The organism is Micromonospora sp. NPDC049900, from assembly GCF_044461025.1.
Lineage (GTDB): Bacteria > Actinomycetota > Actinomycetes > Mycobacteriales > Micromonosporaceae > Micromonospora.
The window spans coordinates 111,857-132,476 of sequence record NZ_JBITKM010000014.1 but is presented as its reverse complement, the minus strand read 5'-3'; the positions used below and the strand labels follow the sequence as shown (position 1 = coordinate 132,476).

Annotated in this window: 25 protein-coding genes; 17 read left to right on the top strand and 8 right to left on the bottom strand. The window is 71.1% G+C overall.

The window, feature by feature from the left end; genetic code table 11:
• Positions 1–5: 5 nt before the first annotated feature.
• The 3 genes from ACIBMZ_RS25045 to ACIBMZ_RS25035 form a co-directional block, all read right to left on the bottom strand.
• Positions 6–821 carry a carbohydrate ABC transporter permease gene (locus ACIBMZ_RS25045; RefSeq protein ID WP_396697760.1) on the bottom strand — a complete coding sequence of 272 codons (816 nt, stop codon included), beginning with the start codon at positions 819–821 and terminating at the stop codon, positions 6–8.
• Positions 818–1,768 (bottom strand): sugar ABC transporter permease, encoded by a 951-nt coding sequence (locus ACIBMZ_RS25040; RefSeq protein ID WP_350694482.1) that lies wholly within the window; start codon positions 1,766–1,768, stop codon positions 818–820. Before ACIBMZ_RS25040 ends, ACIBMZ_RS25045 begins: the two co-directional genes overlap by 4 nt.
• 70 nt (positions 1,769–1,838) lie before the next feature.
• A complete protein-coding gene (locus tag ACIBMZ_RS25035; RefSeq protein WP_396697756.1) occupies positions 1,839–3,080 on the bottom strand; it encodes an ABC transporter substrate-binding protein in 1,242 nt (413 codons plus the stop codon).
• A gap of 188 nt (positions 3,081–3,268) precedes the next feature.
• Between ACIBMZ_RS25035 and ACIBMZ_RS25030 the strand changes: the two genes are divergently transcribed.
• From ACIBMZ_RS25030 to ACIBMZ_RS25020, 3 genes are all read left to right on the top strand, one after another.
• The gene (locus ACIBMZ_RS25030; protein ID WP_396697754.1) at positions 3,269–4,042 is read left to right on the top strand and encodes a FadR/GntR family transcriptional regulator; all 774 of its coding nucleotides are present in this window, start codon (positions 3,269–3,271) and stop codon (positions 4,040–4,042) included.
• A 42-nt stretch (positions 4,043–4,084) separates the two neighbouring features.
• Positions 4,085–4,708: a hypothetical protein gene (locus tag ACIBMZ_RS25025; RefSeq protein WP_396697752.1), complete on the top strand. Its 624-nt coding sequence runs from the start codon at positions 4,085–4,087 to the stop codon at positions 4,706–4,708.
• 62 nt (positions 4,709–4,770) lie between these two features.
• Positions 4,771–5,394, top strand: a complete 624-nt coding sequence (locus ACIBMZ_RS25020) for a DUF6518 family protein (RefSeq protein WP_396697750.1) — start codon at positions 4,771–4,773, stop codon at positions 5,392–5,394.
• Between the two features lie 16 nt (positions 5,395–5,410).
• On the opposite strand, the gene ACIBMZ_RS25015 is transcribed toward ACIBMZ_RS25020, so the two are convergent.
• Complete coding sequence (locus tag ACIBMZ_RS25015) at positions 5,411–6,295, bottom strand: sigma-70 family RNA polymerase sigma factor (protein ID WP_396697748.1); 885 nt, start codon at positions 6,293–6,295, stop codon at positions 5,411–5,413.
• Between the two features lie 156 nt (positions 6,296–6,451).
• Here ACIBMZ_RS25015 and ACIBMZ_RS25010 point away from each other — a divergent pair, with 156 nt between their 5' ends.
• The 5 genes from ACIBMZ_RS25010 to ACIBMZ_RS24990 all read left to right on the top strand — a co-directional run bounded on the left by ACIBMZ_RS25010 (position 6,452) and on the right by ACIBMZ_RS24990 (position 9,361).
• On the top strand, positions 6,452–7,216 hold the full coding sequence (locus ACIBMZ_RS25010) for an SDR family oxidoreductase (RefSeq protein ID WP_396697746.1): 765 nt from the start codon (positions 6,452–6,454) through the stop codon (positions 7,214–7,216).
• A gap of 76 nt (positions 7,217–7,292) precedes the next feature.
• The gene (locus ACIBMZ_RS25005; RefSeq protein WP_396697744.1) at positions 7,293–7,694 is read left to right on the top strand and encodes a YbaB/EbfC family DNA-binding protein; all 402 of its coding nucleotides are present in this window, start codon (positions 7,293–7,295) and stop codon (positions 7,692–7,694) included.
• Positions 7,681–8,007 carry a type VII secretion target gene (locus ACIBMZ_RS25000; protein ID WP_396697742.1) on the top strand — a complete coding sequence of 109 codons (327 nt, stop codon included), beginning with the start codon at positions 7,681–7,683 and terminating at the stop codon, positions 8,005–8,007. The genes ACIBMZ_RS25005 and ACIBMZ_RS25000 overlap by 14 nt, the downstream gene beginning before the upstream one ends.
• Entirely contained in the window at positions 7,997–9,157 is a 1,161-nt protein-coding gene (locus tag ACIBMZ_RS24995) for a WXG100 family type VII secretion target (protein ID WP_396697740.1), read from the top strand. The genes ACIBMZ_RS25000 and ACIBMZ_RS24995 overlap by 11 nt, the downstream gene beginning before the upstream one ends.
• A gap of 3 nt (positions 9,158–9,160) precedes the next feature.
• Positions 9,161–9,361, top strand: a complete 201-nt coding sequence (locus ACIBMZ_RS24990) for a DUF4926 domain-containing protein (protein ID WP_396697738.1) — start codon at positions 9,161–9,163, stop codon at positions 9,359–9,361.
• A 19-nt stretch (positions 9,362–9,380) separates the two neighbouring features.
• Here ACIBMZ_RS24990 and ACIBMZ_RS24985 read toward each other — a convergent pair whose 3' ends face one another.
• Positions 9,381–10,391 (bottom strand): CehA/McbA family metallohydrolase, encoded by a 1,011-nt coding sequence (locus tag ACIBMZ_RS24985; RefSeq protein WP_396697736.1) that lies wholly within the window; start codon positions 10,389–10,391, stop codon positions 9,381–9,383.
• 169 nt (positions 10,392–10,560) lie between these two features.
• Here ACIBMZ_RS24985 and ACIBMZ_RS24980 point away from each other — a divergent pair, with 169 nt between their 5' ends.
• The 4 genes from ACIBMZ_RS24980 to ACIBMZ_RS24965 are packed head-to-tail and all read left to right on the top strand — an operon-like array spanning position 10,561 to position 13,818.
• Entirely contained in the window at positions 10,561–11,541 is a 981-nt protein-coding gene (locus ACIBMZ_RS24980) for a hypothetical protein (RefSeq protein ID WP_396697734.1), read from the top strand.
• Entirely contained in the window at positions 11,538–11,981 is a 444-nt protein-coding gene (locus ACIBMZ_RS24975) for an ABA4-like family protein (RefSeq protein ID WP_396697732.1), read from the top strand. Before ACIBMZ_RS24980 ends, ACIBMZ_RS24975 begins: the two co-directional genes overlap by 4 nt.
• An 11-nt stretch (positions 11,982–11,992) precedes the next feature.
• Positions 11,993–13,195, top strand: a complete 1,203-nt coding sequence (locus tag ACIBMZ_RS24970) for a sensor histidine kinase (protein ID WP_396697730.1) — start codon at positions 11,993–11,995, stop codon at positions 13,193–13,195.
• Positions 13,192–13,818, top strand: a complete 627-nt coding sequence (locus tag ACIBMZ_RS24965) for a response regulator (protein ID WP_396697728.1) — start codon at positions 13,192–13,194, stop codon at positions 13,816–13,818. The genes ACIBMZ_RS24970 and ACIBMZ_RS24965 overlap by 4 nt, the downstream gene beginning before the upstream one ends.
• 46 nt (positions 13,819–13,864) lie before the next feature.
• Here ACIBMZ_RS24965 and ACIBMZ_RS24960 read toward each other — a convergent pair whose 3' ends face one another.
• From ACIBMZ_RS24960 to ACIBMZ_RS24950, 3 genes are all read right to left on the bottom strand, one after another.
• Entirely contained in the window at positions 13,865–14,173 is a 309-nt protein-coding gene (locus ACIBMZ_RS24960; RefSeq protein WP_396697726.1) for a MoaD/ThiS family protein, read from the bottom strand.
• Entirely contained in the window at positions 14,170–15,285 is a 1,116-nt protein-coding gene (locus tag ACIBMZ_RS24955; RefSeq protein ID WP_396697725.1) for a WD40/YVTN/BNR-like repeat-containing protein, read from the bottom strand. Before ACIBMZ_RS24955 ends, ACIBMZ_RS24960 begins: the two co-directional genes overlap by 4 nt.
• Before the next feature lie 196 nt (positions 15,286–15,481).
• Positions 15,482–17,098 (bottom strand): flavin monoamine oxidase family protein, encoded by a 1,617-nt coding sequence (locus ACIBMZ_RS24950; protein ID WP_396697723.1) that lies wholly within the window; start codon positions 17,096–17,098, stop codon positions 15,482–15,484.
• Positions 17,099–17,308: 210 nt separating this feature from the next.
• Here ACIBMZ_RS24950 and ACIBMZ_RS24945 point away from each other — a divergent pair, with 210 nt between their 5' ends.
• The 5 genes from ACIBMZ_RS24945 (at position 17,309) to ACIBMZ_RS24925 (ending at position 20,592) form a co-directional block, all read left to right on the top strand.
• Positions 17,309–18,004 (top strand): TMEM175 family protein, encoded by a 696-nt coding sequence (locus tag ACIBMZ_RS24945; RefSeq protein ID WP_396697721.1) that lies wholly within the window; start codon positions 17,309–17,311, stop codon positions 18,002–18,004.
• Between the two features lie 111 nt (positions 18,005–18,115).
• On the top strand, positions 18,116–18,451 hold the full coding sequence (locus tag ACIBMZ_RS24940; RefSeq protein ID WP_396697719.1) for a nucleotide pyrophosphohydrolase: 336 nt from the start codon (positions 18,116–18,118) through the stop codon (positions 18,449–18,451).
• A gap of 125 nt (positions 18,452–18,576) precedes the next feature.
• Complete coding sequence (locus ACIBMZ_RS24935; protein ID WP_396697717.1) at positions 18,577–18,984, top strand: hypothetical protein; 408 nt, start codon at positions 18,577–18,579, stop codon at positions 18,982–18,984.
• A 249-nt stretch (positions 18,985–19,233) separates the two neighbouring features.
• The gene (locus ACIBMZ_RS24930; RefSeq protein ID WP_396697716.1) at positions 19,234–19,956 is read left to right on the top strand and encodes a hypothetical protein; all 723 of its coding nucleotides are present in this window, start codon (positions 19,234–19,236) and stop codon (positions 19,954–19,956) included.
• A gap of 66 nt (positions 19,957–20,022) precedes the next feature.
• Complete coding sequence (locus tag ACIBMZ_RS24925; RefSeq protein WP_396697714.1) at positions 20,023–20,592, top strand: nucleosidase; 570 nt, start codon at positions 20,023–20,025, stop codon at positions 20,590–20,592.
• Positions 20,593–20,620 lie beyond the last annotated feature (28 nt).

Below are 20,620 nucleotides of genomic sequence, written 5' to 3'. Positions count from 1 at the left end.
TCGCGTCAGCCCTTCGTCGCACCGGCGGTGAGACCGGAGACCACGTACTTCTGCACGAACAGGGCGATCAGCATGATCGGCAGGGTGACCACCGTGGTCGCCGCCATCAGGCCGCCCCAGTCGATGCTGGCGTACCCGACGAAGTCGAAGATCGCCACCGGCAGGGTCTTCGTGCTCGCACCGGAGAGCACCAGCGCGAACATGAAGTTGTTCCAGGAGAAGATGAAGGACAGGATGCCGGCGGTGGCGATGCCCGGGACGGACAGCGGCAGGGTGATCCGCCGGAACGCGCCGATCGGGGTCAGCCCGTCGACCAGCGCCGCCTCCTCCAACTCCTCCGGCAGGCCGTCGAAGTAGCCCATCATGATGTAGACGATGAGCGGCAGCGAGACGAACATGTGGCTCAGGATCAGCACGCTGAACCCGCCGACCATGCGCAGGTTCGAGAAGACGTAGTACCACGGCACCAGCAGCGAGACGCCGGGGATGATCCGGGCCATCAGCACGACCAGTGCCGACTTCTTCATGTTGAAGCGGCTCATCGAGTACGCCGCCGGCACGCCCAGCAGCAACGACAGCGTCGTCGCCGCGAACGCCACCCAGAGGCTGTTGACGATGAACTGGACGTAGTTGGCCTGTTGCAGGACCGTGTTGTAGTTGTCCAGCGTGGGCGTGAAGACCAGCGCCTTGCTGGAGTCGTAGATGTCGACGTTGGTCTTGAACGACGCGGCGACCATCCAGATCAGCGGCGCCACCAGCGACAGCACCACGACGGCCAGCGCGACCACCCGGAAGATCTTGAAACCCTTACCCGGTTTCATCGGCCCTCCTCCTTCTTCTTGCGCGCGGTGAGGACCCACATCAGGGCGATGATGAGCAGGAAGAACAGGATCAACACGGTCGACGAGAGGCCGTACTCGTTGTAGTCGAAGCTCAGCCCGTACGCGTACACGTTGAGCGTCTCGACCTCGTTGAACGAACCGCCGCCGCGCCCCTTGGTGGCGTACAGGATGTCGAAGGTCTTCAGCGCGTCGATACCGCGCAGCAGCACCGCGACGATCACGGTGGGCATCAGCAGCGGCAGGGTGACGTGCCGGAAGCGCTGCCAGGCGCTGGCGCCGTCGATCATCGCGGCTTCCTGCGGCTCGTCGGAGAGCGAGGTGAGTCCGGCGAGCAGGATCAGCACGACCATCGGCGTCCACTGCCAGATGTCGATGAAGATCGTGGTGGGCAACGCGGTGTGCTGACCGGCGAGCCAGGGCTGCGGGCCGATGCCGACCCAGCCGAGCGCCTGGTTGGCCAGACCGATGTTCGGGTCGAAGATGAGCCGCCACATCATGCCGACCGCGACCGGGGTGGCCACCAGCGGCAGCAGGATGGCGACGCGGACCCACTTCTCGCCCCGGAACGGCCGCCACAGCAACAGCGCGATCGCCATGCCGAGCACGACCTCGACGAGCAACGCGACGCCGGTGAAGGCACCGGTACGCGCGACGGCGGGCCAGAACCGGTCGGTGTCGGTGAGGACGTCGACGTAGTTCCGGAAACCGATGAACTCCGACTCGGCGCGGACCGACCCCGAGGAGTCGGTGAGGCTGAGGTACGCCGTCCAGGCGAGCGGGAAGATGATCAGCGCGGCGACGAAGGCCATGGCCGGGGCCGCGAAGAGCCACTTGCGATGGTCGTTGGCCCAACGCGCCCAACCGGGCGTGTCGGGCATGACAGAGGCGCTACTGGTCGCCCGCTCGGGGGCGCTGACTGCTGACATCAGATCTCCGTGATGGGAAGGCCGGGCGGGGGTGGCGGGGCGATCGGCCCCACCACCCCCGCGCTCGGACCTAGCGGGCCTCGTCGTCCAGGAACTTCTGGAACGCCTCGTGGGCGGTGTCCGCCGAGGCGGCGGCGTCCCGACCGGTGATGGCGTCCACGATCGGCTGACCGACGATCTCCCGGGCCTGCGCCACGCGCTCGACCACGGGCCGGTCGTGACCCACGCCGTTGGCGAGGCTCACGGTGATCGCCTGCGCCATGTCCTCCGGGTAGGTCGAGGTGCCCTCCGGGTTCTCGAAGACGGAGGCGCGGGCGCCGGGGGTACCGGCCTTCTGCTGCTCCAGCGACTGCTCCTTGCCGGCCGCCCACTCGATGAACTTCCAGGCGTTGGTCTGGTTGCCCGAGGCCTCGTTGATCGCGAGGCCCCACGAGGGGATGTTGTACGGCTTGGAGCCGGCGGGACCGGCCGGGAACGGCGCGAACCCGACGTTCTCGGAGACCCGCGACTTGCTCGGGTCGGTGGCGTTCGCGTAGAGCGAGTTGGCCTCGGGGTAGAAGGCGGCCTGGCCCTGGGTGAAGATGGCCATCGCCTCGGACCAGCTCATGTCGGTGCTGATGTTGGCCGGACCCTGCTCGCGCAGCAGCCCGCCGTAGAAGGCGTACGCCTGCTTGGCGGCCGCGCTGTTGACGGCGGAGTTGCCCGCCTCGTCGACGAAGTCGCCGCCGAAGCTGTAGAGGAAGCTGGAGAACTGGGTGACGGCGGCGGCCTTACCGGTCCGGGCCACGAAGCCGGCCACGCCCGGGTTGTCCGCCTGGATCTTGGTCGCCTGCGCCTTCAGTTCGTCGAGCGTCTGCGGCGGGGCGCTGAAGCCGGACTTCTCCAGCAGGTCCTTGCGGTAGTAGAGCACCTGCTGCTCGGTGATGATCGGGATGCCCACCACCTTCTCCTCGTAGGTGGTGGCGCTCACCGGGGCGTCCTGGAAGTCGGCGAAGTCGAAGTCCGCGCTGTCCTTGGCCTTGTCGGTCAGGTCGGCCAGGTACCCGTTCTTGGCGAACAGCCGGCCTTCCTGCAGCGGCCGGTACATCATCACGTCGATGTCGTTCGAGCCGGCGTTGAGCTTCACGTTGTACTGGTCCGACAGCTGGTCCTCGCCGAGCTGGGTGACCTCGACCTTGAGGCCGGTCTGCTGCTCGAACTCGGGCAGCGCCTTCCGGATGTTCTCGGTCCAGACGTGGTTGACCAACGTCACGCGCACGGTGTCCGACGCGCCGCTGTCCTCACCGCCACCGCCACAGGCGGAGAGGGTCATGGCGGCCACGACCGCCAGAGATGTCCCAACTATTGATCGACGTCCCACGTCCGTCTCTCCTTCTGTCCTGGCCGACGCCTCGGGGGGACGGGCGCGACCTCGGGCTGTTACATCCGCTTAACGTCCGGATGTTAGGCCGAAAAAGCAGACTTATACAAGGGGGAGACCTAACTGATATGATCCGAGCCGTGAAGGTTCCCTCACCCGGGGTGACACCCGCCCAAACCACCCGGACCGAGAACGGTCTGCACGGCCGTGTCCTCGACCACCTCGGTACGGCCATCTGCGGCGGTGAGCTGACCTCCGGAGCGGTGCTCAACATCGACGACCTGGTGGACCGCTACGCCGTGTCCCGCTCGGTGATCCGGGAGGTCCTCCGGGTGCTGGCGTCGATGGGCTTCATCGAGACCCGCCGCCGGGTCGGTGTCATGATCCGTCCGGCCCACCACTGGAACGTCTTCGATCCCCAGGTGATCCGCTGGCGACTCGCCTCCGTCGGCCGCATCGCGCAGATCCGGTCGATCACCGAGCTGCGGACCGCGGTGGAGCCGCACGCCGCCTGGCTCGCCGCCCACCGGGTCGACCACGACGAGGCCAGCGACCTGGTCGGCCTCGCCGCCAAGCTGTGGGCCGCCGGCAAGGCCGGGGACGAGAAGCGCTTCCTCGACCTCGACATCGAGTTCCACCAGCGGGTGCTCCGCGCCTCCGGCAACGAGATGTTCGTCAAGCTCCAGGATCTGGTCGCCGAGGTCCTGATCGGACGCCACCACTACCACCTGATGCCGCACTACCCCCACGAGCAGGCACTGCAACTGCACGCGGACGTCGCCCAGTCGATCCAGCGCCACGACGGCGAGACCGCGCGCGAGGCGATGGTGCAGATCATGGAGCACGCGTTCGAGGAGATGTCCTCGATCTGGGAGCAGGGGCATCCCGCCGAGCCCGCCCCCGAGCCGGCCTGATCCCGCCACGATCGGCGGAGCGGGCGTCCGTACGATGCGGGCATGGCGTTGCTGCACCGGGCGGAACTGCGCCCCACCAAACTGGAACTGTTGGCGACGTGGCTGCCCGGCCGCGTCTGGTATCGCGGGGACGCCGACGCCGAGGTGGTACGCGTGGGCGCGTACCGGTTCGACGACCCGGCGGGCGAGGTCGGGATCGAGACGCTGCTGGTACGCGCCGGAACCGGCCCGGTGCACCAGGTGCCGCTCACCTACCGTGGCGAGCCGCTGGCCGGTGCGGAGGAGTGGCTGGTCGGCACGATGGAGCACTCGGCGTTGGGCCGACGGTGGGTCTACGACGCCTGCGGCGACCCGGTGTACGTGGCGGCGCTGGCCGACGCGGTGCTCGCCGACACCGGTCAGGCCGAGGAGTACTTCGAGGAGGACGGCGAGCGGCAGGTCCGACCGCCGAACATGGAGATCGCCAGCGACGCACCGGCATCCGAGGCGCCCCCGGTCGGCGCGGTGCGGTCGGTCGCGGACGGCGACCTGGCCGTCATCGCCACGGACGGCGTCGAACTGGCCGTGGTCCGCCGCCCGGGTTCGGGCGCGACGGCCTCCGGGGTCGCGTTGATCGGCACCTGGGACGACGTCAGCGCGCCACTGGCGTACGCCGTGCCGCGCTGACCACCGCCCGCACCACTTCCCACCCGGGGCGGGCTGCTGCATACCGGGTATGCTCCCTCGCCATGCGACCCGCCCCCGACCACCGACGCGTGGCACTCGTCGCCGTGCTCGGCGGCTTCCTGCTCGGCTTCCTCGACTTCGTGTGGATCAAGTACGTGCCGTACCCCTTCGCCAACCTGGGCAACTCCAGCGCGGTATGGGCGGTGGCCGCGTTCGCCGTCGGGCTCTGGGTCCGCCGTGGTCCGGTCCGCGCGGCCGTCGGTGCCGCCGTCGGGCTCGTCGTCGCGGTGCCCAGCTACTACGTCGCGGCGGCGCTCGTGCAGGGCGACGACTGGGCGGTGCTGGGGGCGACCACCTCGCTGATCTGGATGACGTTCGGAGTCCTGGCCGGAGTGATCTTCGGTGTCGGCGGTGTCTGGGCACGCGGGTCGGGATGGCGGCAGGTGACCGGGACGGCGCTGCCCGCCGCCGTGCTATTCGCCGAGGCGCTACTCCAGGCGCGACGGATCGACCATCCGAGCTACGGGATCGAACCGCTCTGGAACGCCCTGATCAACGCGGTGCTCGGCGTGCTGGTCGTGGTCCTGGTCGGCCGCACCGCCCGGCAGCGGCTGGTCGCGCTGGCCACGGCCGTGCCGCTGGCGCTGGCCGGGTTCGTGGCGTTCCGGCTGGCGGGCTTCGGCTGACCGCCCGCTCCCCCGGTCAGTCGGTGAACGCGGCAAGGTCCAGCACGTCCAGGCGGTCCGGATCGGCGATCACGTCGATCTCGGCGATCCGCCCGCCCGCGACGGTGAAGGCCATCACCGACAACGGTCGACCGGCGGCGGTCACCACCACCCCGGCCGTGCCGTTGACCAGCGCCGGTCGGGCGAACGGCGAGAACCGGCCGAACGAGGTGGCCTCGGCGGCGACGGTGGCGGCACCTCTGATCACGGTGGTGAACCGGGCGCGACCGGCACCGCCGTCCGACCGCAGCACCACCTCCGGGTGCAGCACGCCGACCAACGCGTCGAAGTCACCGTCCCGGGCCGCGCTCAGGAACGCGTCGACCACCGCACGCTGACGGGCGAGATCGGCGTCCGGCACCGGCGACTGCCCGCGTACCCGGCGGCGCGCCCGGCTGGCCAGTTGACGCGTGGCCGTCGGTGTCCGGTCGATCATCGGCGCGATCTCGTCGAACGGCACCGCGAACATGTCGTGCAGGACGAACGCCAGCCGCTCCGCCGGGCCGAGCGTGTCGAGCACCACCAGCAGCGCCAGCCCGACCGAATCGGCCAGCACCGCGGCGTGCTCCGGATCGTCGGCGCCCTCCGGGCTGACCAACGGATCGGGAACCCGGGCGTCGAGTGGCTCCTCACCACGACGCCGACGGGTCCGCAGGGCGTTCAGACAGACCCGCGCGACAACCGTGGTCAGCCACGCGGGCAGGTTGTCCAGCGCGGCGGCGTCCGTGCGGGCCAGCCGCAGCCACGCCTCCTGCACGGCGTCGTCGGCCTCTCCCAGGGAGCCGAGCATCCGGTACGCCACCGCCCGCAGGTGCGACCGCTGCTCCTCGAACCGCGCGGCCAGCCAGTCGGACTCGATCATCGTTCGCCCTCCTCCGGGTCCCACCCCACCCGACCCCGCCGGGCCCACCGATGTGACGTCGACCGGTCACCACCGGCGTCCGGACGGGGTCGACCCGGTGAAGCCACGAACGGTAGCCGACCGCACGACGGGCGGTCGCGACGCAGGGAGAGACGAATGAACCCACCGATCCTGGTCACCGGCGGTACCGGCACCCTGGGCCGCCTGGTCACCCCGCTGCTGCGCGACGCCGGCCGGCCGGTACGCGTGCTGAGCCGGCGAGGTGGCCGCGCCGCCCACGGAATCGAACAGGTCCGGGCCGACCTGAGCACCGGCGAGGGCGTGCAGCGGGCGGTACGCGGCGTCGACACGGTGCTGCACCTGGCCGGCGGCGCGAAGGGCGACGACGTCCTGGCCCGGAACCTGGTCGACGCCGCCCGGCAGGCGGACGTGCGGCATCTGGTCCTCGTCTCCGTCGTCGGCGCGGACCGCCTCCCGCTCGCCTGGATGCGGACCAAGCTGCACGCCGAGGAGGCGATCGGCGGCTGCGGCCTGCCCTGGACCGTGCTGCGGGCCGCGCAGCTCCACGACCTGGTGCTGAGCATGGCGCAGAAGCTGACCGCCCTGCCGGTGGTGCCGCTGCCCGGTCTGCGGTTGCAGCCGGTGGACGGCCGCGAGGTCGCCGCCCGGCTCGCCGAACTGACCCTGGGCACCCCGGCGGGCCTGGTGCCCGACATCGTCGGCCCCCAGGTGCACACCACCGGGGAACTGATCCGTGGCTACCTGCGGGCCAGCGGGAAACGGCGGTTCACCCTGCCGGTCCGCCTGCCCGGCGAGGCGGGACGCGCCTACCGCGACGGGGCGAACCTGACGCTGCACGGCGCGAGCGTCGGCACCCGGACCTGGGAGGCGTTCCTCGCCGAACGGGTCACCGCCCGCTAGCGCGTGGGGCAGCACGCAGCGCCACCGGTTGGTAACGTGGCGGCGATCTGCGGTGGTGTCCCTTGGGGAGGGTCGCGTGTGGGCGGACGAGGCGGCGCTGGACGCGGCGCAGCGCCGCCTCGACGAGTGGGAGTCCGCCGTCGCCGACCGGGCCCGGCGGGCCCAGTCGCTGGCGGGCCGGGTCGCGGCGCTCACCGGCACCGCGCACAGCCCGGACCGCACCGTCACCGCCATCGTCGACTCGGCCGGGCTGCTGGTCGACCTGCGACTGGACGAACGCGTACGGCAGAACTCCGCCGCCCACACCGCGCGCCTGATCATGACCACCACCCGCGCCGCCCACGCGGACCTGCTGCGCCGCGTGACCGCGACGGCCCACGAGACCGTCGGTGCCGACGACCCCACGGGACGGGCCGTCGTCGACTCCTACCGGCGGCGGCTGGGCGACGGGCGGGGGCACCCGGATGCCGACCGATGACCCGCTCCGGGTCGACCCCGACGACCTGACCACCCACGCGGCGCGCCTCGACCGGCACGCCGACACCCTCGACACCGCCCGCCGGGCCGGGCAGCAGGTCCGGCTCGGCACCGACGCGTACGGGCGACTCTGTGCGATCATGCCGACGCTGCTCGACGGCCTGCACCGCGTCCTGGTCGACGGGATCGGGACCGCCACCACCTCGGTCCGCGACACCGCCACCCGCCTGCGCACCGGCGCCGACCGCTACCGGGCGGCCGACGCACGGGCCCGGCACCGACTCGACAGCCTGCGGGAACGGCGTGACCGGTAACCCCCTCGTCGCCGCCCCGGCGCAGGGCGCGCCCAGCGCCTGGGCCGGTGTCTGGATCTGCGAGGACATCGAGCTCATCGCCAAGGGGGTACGCGAGGGAAGCTGGATCGACGGCAGCCTCGGCGTGGTCAGCGCCGGCCTGGACGCCCTCGCCTTCGTCTCCGACCCGGTCGGCGCCCTCCTCCAGTACGGCGTCGCCTGGCTCATCGAGCACGTCAAACCGCTCAGTGAGGCCCTGGACTGGCTCGCGGGCGACCCCGCACAGATCACCGCGCACGCCCAGACCTGGCGTAACGTCGCCGCGTCACTGCACGCCGAGGCCACCGGGCTCACCGATGCCGTCCGCACCCAGGTCAGCGCCTGGGACGGCAGCGCCGGGCGCGCCTACCGGACCTGGGCCGCCCAACAGCACAAAGCCGTCATCGGTCTGGCCCGGGGCACCGAGACGATGGCCGCCATCACCGAGGGCACCGCCGGACTGGTCGCCGCCGTCCGACTGCTGGTCCGCGACGCCATCGCCACCTGCGTCTCCCGCCTCACCGTGTACGCCGCCGAACTCGTCGCCACCGCCGGACTGGCCACCCCACTGGTGGTCGAACAGGTCACCACACTGGTCGCGTCCTGGGCAGCCCGAATCGCCAAACTGCTGCGCGGCCTACTGAACAGCCTCCGGGCGATCATCCCCCACGTCCGCCGCCTCGCCAACCTCATCGACCACCTCAAGCGCGCCCTGGACCGCCTTCGCCGAGAGCCTCCAGCACCTCACGTGCCAGACGATCCCAAGCCGACCAACACGTCCCGAGATCTCCACCAGCCCGATTTCAGGAGTCCGGACATCGACCCGAAGAAGATCACTGCCTACGCCATGAATCCGGACCACCCCGTGGGCAAGAACAAGTACCGGGTCATCAACTCCGCCACCGGGTTGGGCCCTGACGACGCAGAGTCGATCCTTCAGCAGGTCAGAGACGGTGTCCGTGCCAGCAGCCCGCTGCGGGGAAAATCAGATCAGTTCGGCGAGCGGTGGAGCGTCGACCTACCACTGTCCGGTCCGGAAGGAACGATCATCGTCCGGACCGCGTGGATACTTGAGAGCGGTACCTCCACGCCTCGCATGGTGACCATCTCGTTCCCGCCGAAAGAAGGCTGACCGTTGAACCTGTACGACGTGGTCGAGTTGCGAGAGGCCATCCCGGACGAGAATCTGGCGCCGGGGGCGGTCGGCACGATCGTGCACGTCTTCGCTCACGCCCCGGTCGCGTACGAGGTGGAGTTCGCTGACTCGGACGGAAGGACGACAAGCATGGTCACCTTGACCGACGATCAGATCCGCCCGATCCACGCCCCCTCCTGACCGCTGGGAGCGGAGTGCCTCAGGTCAGGATGATGGGGTTGGTGAGGGCGGCCATCTGGCGGGTGGGGTGGCGGACCTCGACGCGGACGTAGCCGGCCTCGCCCGCCGTGGTGTGCCACCGGGTCGTACCCGTTCCGGCGGAGGACAGCGCCGCGCGGTGCACCGTGCCGCGTTCGGTGTGCAGGGTGACGACACCGGAGGGTACGCCGGAGACCTCGACGCGTACCGTGACCTGCTCGCCGCCGGTGGGTAGGTGTTGGCCGACGGCGGCGACGCGGGCGGCGGTCGACGCCTCGACCGCAAGGTGGACGCCGGTCGACTCGGCGAGCCAGCTCCGGCCCTGGCGAAGGCCGGCGAGGATCGCCTCGGTGCTCAGATCCGCCGCGAACACCACGGTGTGCGGGGCGCCGAGCTGGCCGGCGAGGTGCGTGTCGCTGTTGCCGACCGCCGGACGCCAGCGTCCCCGGTGGACCTCGTGGGCGAGGGTGCGCCCCCACTCGGCCAGGGCAGCCTCGTTGTCGGCGTTCCACGGCAGGTCCGAGGACCAGCGACCGTTCCACACCTCCACCGCGTCGAACCAGCGGTACGGGTAGGCCGACGTCCCCGAGGGGTACGGCGCGTACGGGTGGGCCAGCACGCACAGTCCACCCGCGTCACGTACCCGGTGCAGGTGGCGCTCGACGGTGTCGTCGCGGATGCCGTAGCCCGAGTCGACCTGCTGCTCCGGCGGGAGCCCGAGGGCCAGCCAGTGGCCGGTACGGGTGGTGACCTCCTGACCGAGGATCACCAGCAGGTCGTCGCCGGAGTGGGGCGGGGCCCACTCCGGGTGACCACGGACGGTGTCGTGTTCGGTGGTCGCGACGAAGTCCAGCCCGAGCGCGCGGGCCGCCGTCGCGAGCTGCGGCACGGTCAGCTCCGCCCCGTGCGAGAGCACCGAGTGCAGGTGACAGTCGCCCCGGTACCAGGCCGGACCCCGGCCCGTCGCCCGTAGGCCCGGAAAGCGGGGTGCGGCGTCCGGTCGGTCGACCATGCTCGGCAGCGTACGCGGATGGCGTCCGAACCAGGGGGCACTCCCCCGGCCCGGGCCCGAGGTACGGCCGGCACCTCCGACCTGGGTAGGAGACGGCGCTCGGACCGACGGCCGCAGGTGGGACCGCTGGTCGGGCGCTTCCCGGTCGCCGCCCGAACAGCATCAGGACATGACTTCCGTGCTGCCCATGCGGGCACCCTGGCACCGTCCCCTGCTGGTCTTCGTCTCGGCGATGGCGGTCCTCGCCGTCGTCTGCGCCGTCGGTGTCTTCGCCGATCCCCGGGTCCTGACCGGCGCGCCGATCTGGCTCAAACCGTTGAAGTTCTCCGTGTCGTTGATGCTGTACGGCGCCACCCTGGCCTGGATGCTCACGCTGCTGCCCCGGCGCAGCCGGGTCGCGGAATGGGCCGGCACCGTCATCGTCGCCATGGGGGTGGTGGAAATGGCGATCATCGTCGGGCAGGTGCTGCGGGGCACCACCAGCCACTTCAACGTGAGCAGCCCGCTGAACGCCGCCCTCTGGCAGGCGATGGGGATAGCGATCAACGTGCTGTTCGTCGCGCACATGGTCATCGGCGTGGCGGTGCTGCGGCGACCGATCCCCGACCGGGTCGGCCGGTACGCGGTGGGGTTGGGTCTGGGTCTGACGGCGCTCGGCATGCTGACCGCGATCCCGATGACGATGAACGGCGCGGAATCGGCTGTCGCGGGGATCGCCGGGGCGCACAGTGTCGGCGTGCCGGACGGTGGACCCGGATTGCCGATCGTGGGCTGGAGCACCACCGGTGGGGACCTGCGGATCCCGCACTTCGTGGGCATGCACGCGTTGCAGGTGCTGCCGGCCCTGGCCCTGCTGCTGGGCCGGTTGCGCAGCGGGCGGCTGGATCAGCGTGACCAGGTGCGGCTGCTGGTGGTCGCCGGTACGGCGTACGGCGCGGGGACTCTGCTCCTGACCTGGCAGGCGCTGCGCGGACAGCCGCTGCTGGGCCCGGACGCGCTGACCCTGGGCGCCGCCGCGGCGCTGCTGGTCGCGACCGTGCTGGCCGTCGGTGCGGTGCTCGTGCGGCGACGTCGACCCGAGCCGGTGACCACGCCCGTCGACGGCAGCCGGGAGCAGGCCGACGCGGCGCGGGTCGAGGTGACGGTGTGACCGGCGCGCTGTTCACGCTGACGTTCGCGCTGGCCGCGCCCTTCTGGGTACTGATGATCCTGCTGCCGCGCTGGCCCGTGACCAGTCGGATCATCGCCTCGCCGCTGATCGTGGCACCGGTCCTGGTGGTCTATGCGGTGCTGGTGCTCCCGGCGCTGGGCGACGTGCTGCCGGCGGTGGCCTCGCCGACCCTGGAGGGCATCCGCGACCTGCTGGGCACCGACGACGGCGCGGCGGCGGCCTGGGCGCACATGATCGCGTTCGACCTCTTCGTCGGGAGGTGGGCGTGGCTGGACAGCCGGGAACGGCGGATGCCCACGCTGGTCATGGCACCGGTGCTGGTGTCGACGATCCTGCTCGGGCCGATCGGGCTGGCCGTCTACCTGGCGGTGCGTACCCGCTGGACGCGGCCGATCTCGCTGTCGGACGGCAGGGCCTAGGCTTGGTCACCGTGGGATGGCTGGGACGCTTGTTCGACGCGCGGGACGCCCGCGTGCGGATGGTCCTGGTCATCATCGCGGGCGTCTTCTACCTCTCCTTCGGTGGGCTGCACGCCGGTACGCCCACCACCACGCAGTTGGTCCTCGCGGTTGCCGCGTTCACCGCCGGGCTGCTGCTGTTCCGCCGACTGGTGGGCAACCTGCTGGTGCAGGTGGCGCTGTTGGCGGTCGCGATCCACGCCATCGACGACGTGATGATCAACCAGGTGGGCGCCGGGTGGGCGTTGCTGGAACTGACCGTGCGGGCGCGCCGGACCCGCACCGTCTGGTGGGGCGCCGGCCTGTTGGCCCTGGTCGACCTGACCGGCGTGCGGGGCGATCCGGTCGAGTGGCTTCTCGCCGGGGCGTCCGGGCTGTTGGTGGACGTCGGCGTGCCGGTGCTGCTGGGCCTGGTCATCCGGACCACGCAGGAGCTGGGTCGGCAGGCGCAGCAACGAGCCGAGGAGGAGCAGCGGCGACGCGAGTCGGAGAGCCGCGCCGCACGGGCCGACGAGCGCAGCGCCATCGCGCGGGAACTGCACGACGTCGTCGCGCACCACGTGGCGTCGATGGTGCTGCGGGTCGGGGTGGCCCGGCACGTGCTGACCGACCTGGATCCACGGGTGAACGAGGTGTTCGACGACGTGCACGGTACCGGCAGCGCCGCCCTGGCCGACCTGCGCCGGCTGGTCGCGGTGCTGCGCGACCCGGACGGCGTACGCGGCGACGCGGCACTCACCGCGATCGAACCGTCGGCGGTACCGGCGGCCATCGGCGCGGCGGTGGACCGGGCCCGTCAGGCCGGGGTGACGGTGGAGGCGGAGGTCGACCCGGCGGTCGCGTCACTCGACGCGGTGCGGGGGCTGGCGGTGCTGCGCCTGACCCAGGAGTCGCTGACCAACGTCGCCAAGCACGCCGGTGCCGCCGCGCTGGCCCGGCTGTCCGTCACCGTGGTCGACGGCGCGGTGCACCTGGAGGTGACGGACAACGGGCGCGGCGCGGTCCCGACGGCGGTCCCGGCGGGCGGCGGCCACGGCATCACCGGGATGCGGGAACGGGTCGCGGTCCTCGGCGGCCACCTGGAGATAGGGCCGACCGACGGCGGCTGGCGGGTCCGGACGATCCTGCCCGCCACAGCGGACCGTGACGTGCCGCGGGCGAGGGAGGCATCATGATCCGGGTACTGCTGGTGGACGACCAGCATCTGATCCGCGCCGGGTTGCGCATGCTCTGCGACGCGCAACCCGACATCGAGGTGGTCGGTGAGGCCGACAACGGCCGCGAGGCGATCACGATGGCCGCACGGCTGGTGCCCGACGTGGTGGTGATGGACCTGCGCATGCCCGGCGTCGACGGGATCACCGCGACCAGCCGCATCCTGGCCGACCGGCCCGCCACCCGGGTGCTGGTGCTGACCACCTTCGGCGACGACGACCACCTCTATCCGGCGCTCACCGCCGGTGCCTGCGGGTTCCTGCTCAAGGACGCGCCGCCCACCGACCTACTCGACGGCGTCCGGCGGGCCGCCGTCGGCGACAGCCCGTTCAGCCAGGACGTGCTGCGACGCCTGGTGACCCGGGCGGTGCACGCCCGCGCCGAGACACCGACACCGGTCGACGGCCTGACCACCCGGGAGCAGGACGTGCTGGACCTGGTCGCGGAGGGCCTGTCCAACGCGGAGATCGGCGAGCGCCTGCACATCGGTGTGACCACGGTGAAGACCCACATCACCAGCCTGATGACCAAGACCGGCAGTCCCAACCGGGTCCGGCTGGCGCTGTTCGCCCGAGGGCTGTGAGCCCGGCTGTGAGCCCGGCTGTCCCCCCGGCCATCGCGGAGGCCGGCTATCCCCCGGCCATCGCCCCCAGGACGATGTACGGCTCCACGCCGGTGAGCACCGCCTCGGGCAGCGGTGCGTCGGGCGATGAGTTGGAGAGGTCCTCCTCGCAGGCGTAGAAGCGGACGAAGGCCCGACGCTTGCCGCTGTGCCGGTCCCGGATGGTGCCGAGCAGCATCGGGTAACGCGCCTCCAACGCGTCCAACACCAGACGCTGGGTGGCCGGTCCGCCGGCCGGACCGGCCACCGCCAGGCGTACCTCGCCGGTGACCTTGGCGAGGGTCTTCAGGTGGGCCGGGAGGACGACCCGGATCACGGCAACACCTGGACTTCCACGGAGAGCACCGGTGGCAGGTCCCGGACGATCGGCGCCCAGGTGTCGCCGCCGTTCGCCGAGTGGTAGACCTGCCCGCCGGTGGTGCCGACGTAGATGCCGCACTCGTCGAGGGTGTCGACCGCCATCGCGTCGCGCAGGATGTTGACGTAGCAGTCGGACTGCGGCAGCCCGTCGGTCAGCGGCTCCCACTCGTCGCCGCCGGTGCGGCTGCGGTAGACCCGCAACCGCCCCTCCGGCGGGTAGTGCTCGGAGTCGCTCTTGATCGGCACGACGTAGATCGTCTCCGGCTCGTGCGCGTGCACCGCGATCGGGAACCCGAAGTCCGACGGCAGGTCGCCGCTGATCTCACGCCAGTTCGCACCGGCGTCGTCGCTGCGCATCACGTCCCAGTGCTTCTGCATGAACAGCGTGTCCGGCCGCGACGGGTGCTGGGTGATGTGGTGGACGCAGTGGCCCACCTCGGCGTCGGTGTCCGGGATCTCCCCCGACCGCAGTCCCTTGTTGATCGGCAGCCAGCTCGCGCCCGAGTCGTCGCTGCGGAACGCACCCGCCGCCGAGATGGCGGTGTAGATCCGGCCCGGGTGCACCGGATCCAGGATGATCGTGTGCAGGCAGAGTCCGCCCGCGCCGGGCTGCCACGACGGACCGGTCCGGTGGGTCCGCAAGGCGGTCAGCTCGGTCCACTTCTGGCCGCCGTCGCCGGAGACGTAGAGGGCGGCGTCCTCGGCACCGGCGTAGACCGTGTCCGGGTCGTCGCGGGACGGCTCCAGGTGCCAGATCCGCTTGAACTCCCACGGGCGTGGCGTGCCGTCGTACCAGAGGTGCTCGCCGACCTCGCCGGTGTAGGCGAAGTCGTTGCCGACGGTGGTCCACGTCTTGCCGCCGTCGTCGGAGCGCTGGATCAACTGCCCGAACCAGCCGCCGGACTGTGAGGCGTAGAGCCGGTCCGGGTCGGCCGGGGACCCGGTGAGGTGGAAGATCTCCCAGCCGCCGAAGTGCGGCCCGTCGACCGTCCAGTCGGCGCGTCGACCGTCCGAGGTGAGCACGAACGCGCCCTTGCGGGTGCCGACCAGCACCCGTACACCGGTCATCGCGGCTCTCCCCGGCGCGCCGTACCGACCCGGTGTCTTGTTCGTTGTCGTGTGGCCATGTCGTCATTCTCCTGTCGTGTCCGATGAACCCCGATTGCCACGCCGGTACCGTCCACTGACGGTCATACTCGTCGGGTACGACAAGTTCCGCCCGGCGGGCGACGTGAGCGGGGTCGAACACTGCGGGAGACGTCCCTCAGCCCGACATCACCCGGGCGTGCAGGTCGGACACCACCTTGCGGGCCGACTCGAAGGCACCGGCCTGCCAGGCGATGTAGTGGCTGAGGTGGTCACCGGCGAAGTAGACCCGGCCGTCCGGCTCCAGCAGGCGCCCGTAGTGCCCGCCGCTGGTCCGCGAGGGCCAGGACATCCAGCCGCCCTCGCTGTGGCGGGTCCGTTCCCAGGCCACCGAGAACGACGTCTCCAGCTCGCTGCGGTACGCCTCGCCGTGGATCTTCACGCCCTGGGCGACGGCGCGGGCCTCCCGCTCGGCGGGCGGCAGGGCGGCGTACGACTGGGCGTTGGCACCGATGTTGTAATAGCCGATGACCAGGCCCTTCGCACCGTGGTAGCCGTACGACGGATACCAGATCGCGGACAGGTCCAGGTTGGTGTTGGTGATGCCGGCGTAGATGTTCTCGTCCTGCTCCCACCAGCGCCGCCGGTACTGCAAGCCGATCTTGCCGGTGGCGGTCGGCACCGCGTAGCCGAGTGCGTCCCGGACCGGCTGCGACAGGTTCGACGGGATCCGCGCCAGCACCGGCGGTGGGATGGTACAGACGCAGAAGTCCGCGGTGACGGTCCGCACCCGCCCGCCGGGTCCGGCGTGGACGACGGAGACACCGGAGCCGGTGTTCGAGATGGACCGCACCTCGGCGTCGTAGGTGATGCGTCCGCGCCCCACGGCCTGCTCCAGGGCGTACGCGATACGGTCCATCCCGCCGACCGGTTGGAACATCAGCATCGCCTGGTCGTAGCCGAACTCGAAGGAGAAGTACCGGCCGACCCCACTGGCCAGCACGTCCGACAGGGAGTGCGGGGTGAGTTTCGGCGTACCCGCCTCGTTGCCGGCGCCCGGCTCCACCTGGTAGCCACGGCGGTTGGTGCCCGCGTACCGCCAACTCGTCGCCGGGTCGCCCGCCACCCGGCCGCCGATCGCGCCGAACCCGCGCAGGAACTCCAACAGCCGTTCCTTGTCGTCGGCGGTGAGGTGCCCGTCGAGCGCGCCCTGGTCGGCGGCCTTGGCGAGCAGTTCGGAGACGTACCCGTAGACGTCCGCCTTCGCCTCGCGGTGCCGGATCGGGGTGCCGGAGAGCGGGCCGACGTTCTCGTTGTAGTAGTAACCGTCCGCGTTCTGGTTGCCGAAGATCTCGACCGGCACACCCAGTTCCCGGCAGTAGTCCATGGTCACCATGTGCTGGGCGATCCGCGCCGGACCGGCGTTCATGTACTGCCCGCCGGTGAACCGGGCGCGCTGGGTGTGCCCGTCCAGGTCGGTCTCGCTGGTGCCACCGCGCACCGTCCAGTTACGCCCACCCGGGCGGGTGCGCGCCTCCAACACGGTCACCCGGTAACCCGCCTTGCCCAACTCGTACGCCGTGGTCAGTCCGGCGATACCCGCGCCGAGCACGACGACGGACTTCGCCGACCGGCCGGTCAGCGTGAAGTCCGACCGGTTCGGGGCGCGGAACGGCGGCGCCGCCTGCGCGGCGGGGGCCAGTCCGAGCGCGCCCATCGTCCCGTAGAGCACCCCGGCACCGCCGGAGACCCCGACCGCCTGGAGAAACTGCCGCCGCGTGGTGGGTGTCGTCATCGCCGCCTCCTCGATCGATGGACGACGATCTCAGCGGCGTGTTTCATCGACGTAGCCCATCGGTAACACCCGCCCGACCGGTCACCGCGCTCGCACACACCAAGCGTGTCCGCGCTCTGCCACGGGACCGAACAGCGTGTCCGCGCTGCCGCCACCGGAAAGGCGAGGAAGTACGACGCCGAGGGGTGTCCGATTCGCCACAATCAGGGCATGAACGAGGACGCCGACTGCGCCGGCCCACGGCAGGTTCCCGACTTCCGGGAACGGCGTCAGCGCACCCTCCAACGGACCGCCGCCTTCACCGACGGGGCCGTGGCGATCGCGCTGACCCTGCTGGCGCTCCCCCTGGTCAACTTCGCCGACGCGAGCACGGCTCGGCAGTCCGTGGCCGAACTGTTCGCCGCGCACCTCGGAGACATCCTCTCCTTCGCGGTGTCGTTCCTGGTCATCGCGTTGTTCTGGCGAACCCACCGGCACCTCTACGAACAACTCGTCGACTACGACGAGCCTCTCGTCCTGCTCAACACGGCATGGCTGATGGCAGTGGTCTTCCTGCCGTTTCCCACCGCGCGACTCTTCGTCGAGACACACCTGCGCACCGACTCGGCGGTCCTCTACCTCAGCAACATGCTGCTCATCAGCCTTCTCGCACTGACCCAGGCATGGTGGGTCGACCGCCACCCCCACCTGCGCGCCCCGAAGAGTCAGCCGAGCACCCGGACCCTGGCCGCGCCGGTCGCGCTCAGCGTGACCTTCGCCGCCGCCACCCTGACCGCGCTCGCCTCGCCGACCGCCGGCCTGCTGGTGCTCGTCGGCCTACCCTTGGCGCAGGCCATCGCCGCCCGACTCACCGGTCGTAGCCCCGAGCCCGCGCCGGCAAAGGCTCAGCGGGGAGATGCGGCATGACTGACCTGACCGGCGCCGTCTGGCGCAAGAGCACCCGTAGCGGTGTCCTGATTGCGCGAAGAGATGAACAGCGTCCGGGTCTCGTGCGGTCGGCCGTGAGAGCATGCCTCGGTGAACGACCTGACCGAGCGGGTACGCGCCTTCGCCGACGAGCGGGACTGGCAGCAGTTCCACACGCCCAAGAACCTCGCCATGGCCCTCGCGGGCGAGGTCGGTGAGCTGCTGGCCGAGTTCCAGTGGCTCACCCCCGAGCAGGCGAGCGCGGTCATGGCCGACCCCGAGGCGGGTGCCCGCGTACGCGCGGAGATCGGCGACGTGATGATCTACCTGACGCGACTCGCGGACGTCCTCGACATCGATCTGGAGGACGCCGCCCGGGACAAGCTCACCGAGGTCGCCACCCGCTACCCCGTCAGCGAGGCCAAGGGTTCGGCGGCGAAGCGGTAGCGGTGCGTGCGGAGAAATGATCTCTCCGCTAAAGTCCGGCGCGTACAGGCGCGTAACGACGGGCTTCCGGCGACGACCGGACACGCCCCCCATGCGCACGATCATTTCGTGCTGCCCGGGGGCAAGTGTTGTCAGCGTTCCGCACCTCCGCCGAGGGACTTCTCCGTCACGCCGCCAGCGGCGATCTCGCCGATCGGATCATCGACCAGATCGGCCGTGGCGTGAGCACGGCCGAACGCAGATCCTGGGAGCGGAGCCTGCCGGTGCTCGGCCAGGATCTGGTCGATGCCGGACTCGGCCAGGTCGAGATGCTCGTCGAGTACCAGCTCCCGCTGACCAGCAAACGCGTCGACGTGGTCCTGGCGGGCACGCATCCGCAGACCGACGAGGACTCCTACGTGGTGGTGGAGCTCAAGCAGTGGTCGCGGGCGGAGTCCTACGAGGGGTCCGACCGACTGGTGCTGGTCGAGCACGTCCACCGACCGCGCCTGCATCCGGGTATGCAGGTCGGTGACTACTGCGAGTACCTCTGACCGGTGGCGTCGGCGAGCTCGGTGACATCTGGCACCGCGATGCGCCTTCCGAGTGCGTCCGGGCCCCGCAGCGCCAGCCCGCATCCCGATAGCACGAACGGGTCAGCTCGACAGCAGCCGACGCGGACACGGTGGCCTGGGCTCGCGACCGAGGCCACTACCGTGCCAGCAGGGACAGCGCCGGCAGAGACAGCACCGGCCGCTGTGCCCGTCCGGCATCGTGTCGTACGGCTCGACGAGAATCGTGTGATGACCACCTCCGCACCCCTGTCCGAGTCGTTGCACAGTCCGTCGTTCTGGGCTCGCTACACCTTCGCCCACGCGGACCGCGCGGGTTCCGATCGGCTCGGCGACCTGCCAGACGACGACCTCGACGACGAGCGTGACGACGAGGACGGGGAGGACGACGACCCGGATGCGGTGTTCGAGGTCGGCGGCGGTTGTCGCCTGCTGCTGACCGCCGACGTCGGGATCGACTTCCACAGTCTGGAGATCGTCGTGCCGGGCTCGGCCGAGCCGGCAGAGCTGGGCTGGGACGATCTGGCGCACTGGCACCCGTACGCGCTGCGCTGGTCGGAACTCGACCTGATCTGCCGGGCGATCGCCGCCCTCGATCCGGGCTCCTCGCATCCCGGGGCGCCGCTGGCGTTGCTCTGCCGGTACGCCGCGGTCTTCGCCGACGACGACGTGGACGCGGCGGTCGCGGCGGTGGAGGCGGCGTACGCCTCGCTGCGACCGTCGGGGTGGGACGGCTACTGGCCGCGTGGCACGGATTGGCTCAAAGGTGCGGACTTCCGCGGTCACGGCGTCGTCTGGCAGCACGACGAGGCCGGCAACCGGTGGGCCACCCAGGAGGACGGGCAGAAGCGGGACTTCTACAGCACCCGCGTGGCACCGACGTCGGGTGGTTTCCCGCACACCGAGCTGCGGACCCTGCTCGCCGCCGCTGCTGCGACCGTGGGGGCATGCTGACGGCATCCCCGTCCGGCCGTGGCCGCCGGCAACGGGGTAGTCACGAACGGCCGCTACCATCGCCGGATGGATCTTCGCGGAACGATCAGCCCGGACCGCCCGTTGCTCGTCCTGGCCATCGCCGAGGAGGCCGCCTACCTCGATGCGCGCCTGCCGGTGCTGCTCACCGGGATGGGCAAGGTGAACGCGGCGGTCGCGGTGGCGGCGACGCTGGCCCGGGGCCCGCTGCCGTCGGCGGTGGTCAACCTCGGTACGGCCGGCGCCCTGCACCCCGACTGGACGGGCACGCACCAGGTGGGCAGTGTGCTCCAGCACGACCTGGACACCGAGTTCATCCGCCGGTTGACCGGGCAGAGCGTCGGCGCGCCGCTGGCGTTGGGCGGCGACGGGCCGGTGCTGGCGACCGGCGACCGGTTCGTCGCCGACGACGAGACGCGCGCCGAGTTGGCCGCCCGCGCCCAGTTGGTGGACATGGAGGGCTACGCGGTGGCGTCGACCGCGCTGCGGTTCGGCGTACCGGTGCGGCTGGTCAAGCAGGTCAGCGACGAGGCCGGGGCCGGGGCGGACCGGACCTGGCAGGAGTCGGTGGACGACTGCGCACGGCTGCTCGCCGGCTGGGTCCGGGACCACCTCTGACCGGGGTCCCGGACCGGGCCGCACGATC

Coding starts and splice junctions, on each gene's coding strand:
- ACIBMZ_RS25000 (WP_396697742.1), top strand. CDS start 7,681: ATGCCGACCGATGACCCGCTCCGGGTCGACCCCGACGACCTGACCACC.
- ACIBMZ_RS25035 (WP_396697756.1), bottom strand. CDS start 3,080: ATGACCCTCTCCGCCTGTGGCGGTGGCGGTGAGGACAGCGGCGCGTCG.
- ACIBMZ_RS24955 (WP_396697725.1), bottom strand. CDS start 15,285: ATGACCGGTGTACGGGTGCTGGTCGGCACCCGCAAGGGCGCGTTCGTG.
- ACIBMZ_RS25040 (WP_350694482.1), bottom strand. CDS start 1,768: ATGTCAGCAGTCAGCGCCCCCGAGCGGGCGACCAGTAGCGCCTCTGTC.
- ACIBMZ_RS24950 (WP_396697723.1), bottom strand. CDS start 17,098: ATGACGACACCCACCACGCGGCGGCAGTTTCTCCAGGCGGTCGGGGTC.
- ACIBMZ_RS24985 (WP_396697736.1), bottom strand. CDS start 10,391: ATGGTCGACCGACCGGACGCCGCACCCCGCTTTCCGGGCCTACGGGCG.
- ACIBMZ_RS24925 (WP_396697714.1), top strand. CDS start 20,023: ATGGATCTTCGCGGAACGATCAGCCCGGACCGCCCGTTGCTCGTCCTG.
- ACIBMZ_RS24945 (WP_396697721.1), top strand. CDS start 17,309: ATGAACGAGGACGCCGACTGCGCCGGCCCACGGCAGGTTCCCGACTTC.
- ACIBMZ_RS25020 (WP_396697750.1), top strand. CDS start 4,771: ATGCGACCCGCCCCCGACCACCGACGCGTGGCACTCGTCGCCGTGCTC.
- ACIBMZ_RS24980 (WP_396697734.1), top strand. CDS start 10,561: ATGACTTCCGTGCTGCCCATGCGGGCACCCTGGCACCGTCCCCTGCTG.
- ACIBMZ_RS25025 (WP_396697752.1), top strand. CDS start 4,085: ATGGCGTTGCTGCACCGGGCGGAACTGCGCCCCACCAAACTGGAACTG.
- ACIBMZ_RS25045 (WP_396697760.1), bottom strand. CDS start 821: ATGAAACCGGGTAAGGGTTTCAAGATCTTCCGGGTGGTCGCGCTGGCC.
- ACIBMZ_RS24965 (WP_396697728.1), top strand. CDS start 13,192: ATGATCCGGGTACTGCTGGTGGACGACCAGCATCTGATCCGCGCCGGG.
- ACIBMZ_RS25015 (WP_396697748.1), bottom strand. CDS start 6,295: ATGATCGAGTCCGACTGGCTGGCCGCGCGGTTCGAGGAGCAGCGGTCG.
- ACIBMZ_RS24930 (WP_396697716.1), top strand. CDS start 19,234: ATGACCACCTCCGCACCCCTGTCCGAGTCGTTGCACAGTCCGTCGTTC.
- ACIBMZ_RS25010 (WP_396697746.1), top strand. CDS start 6,452: ATGAACCCACCGATCCTGGTCACCGGCGGTACCGGCACCCTGGGCCGC.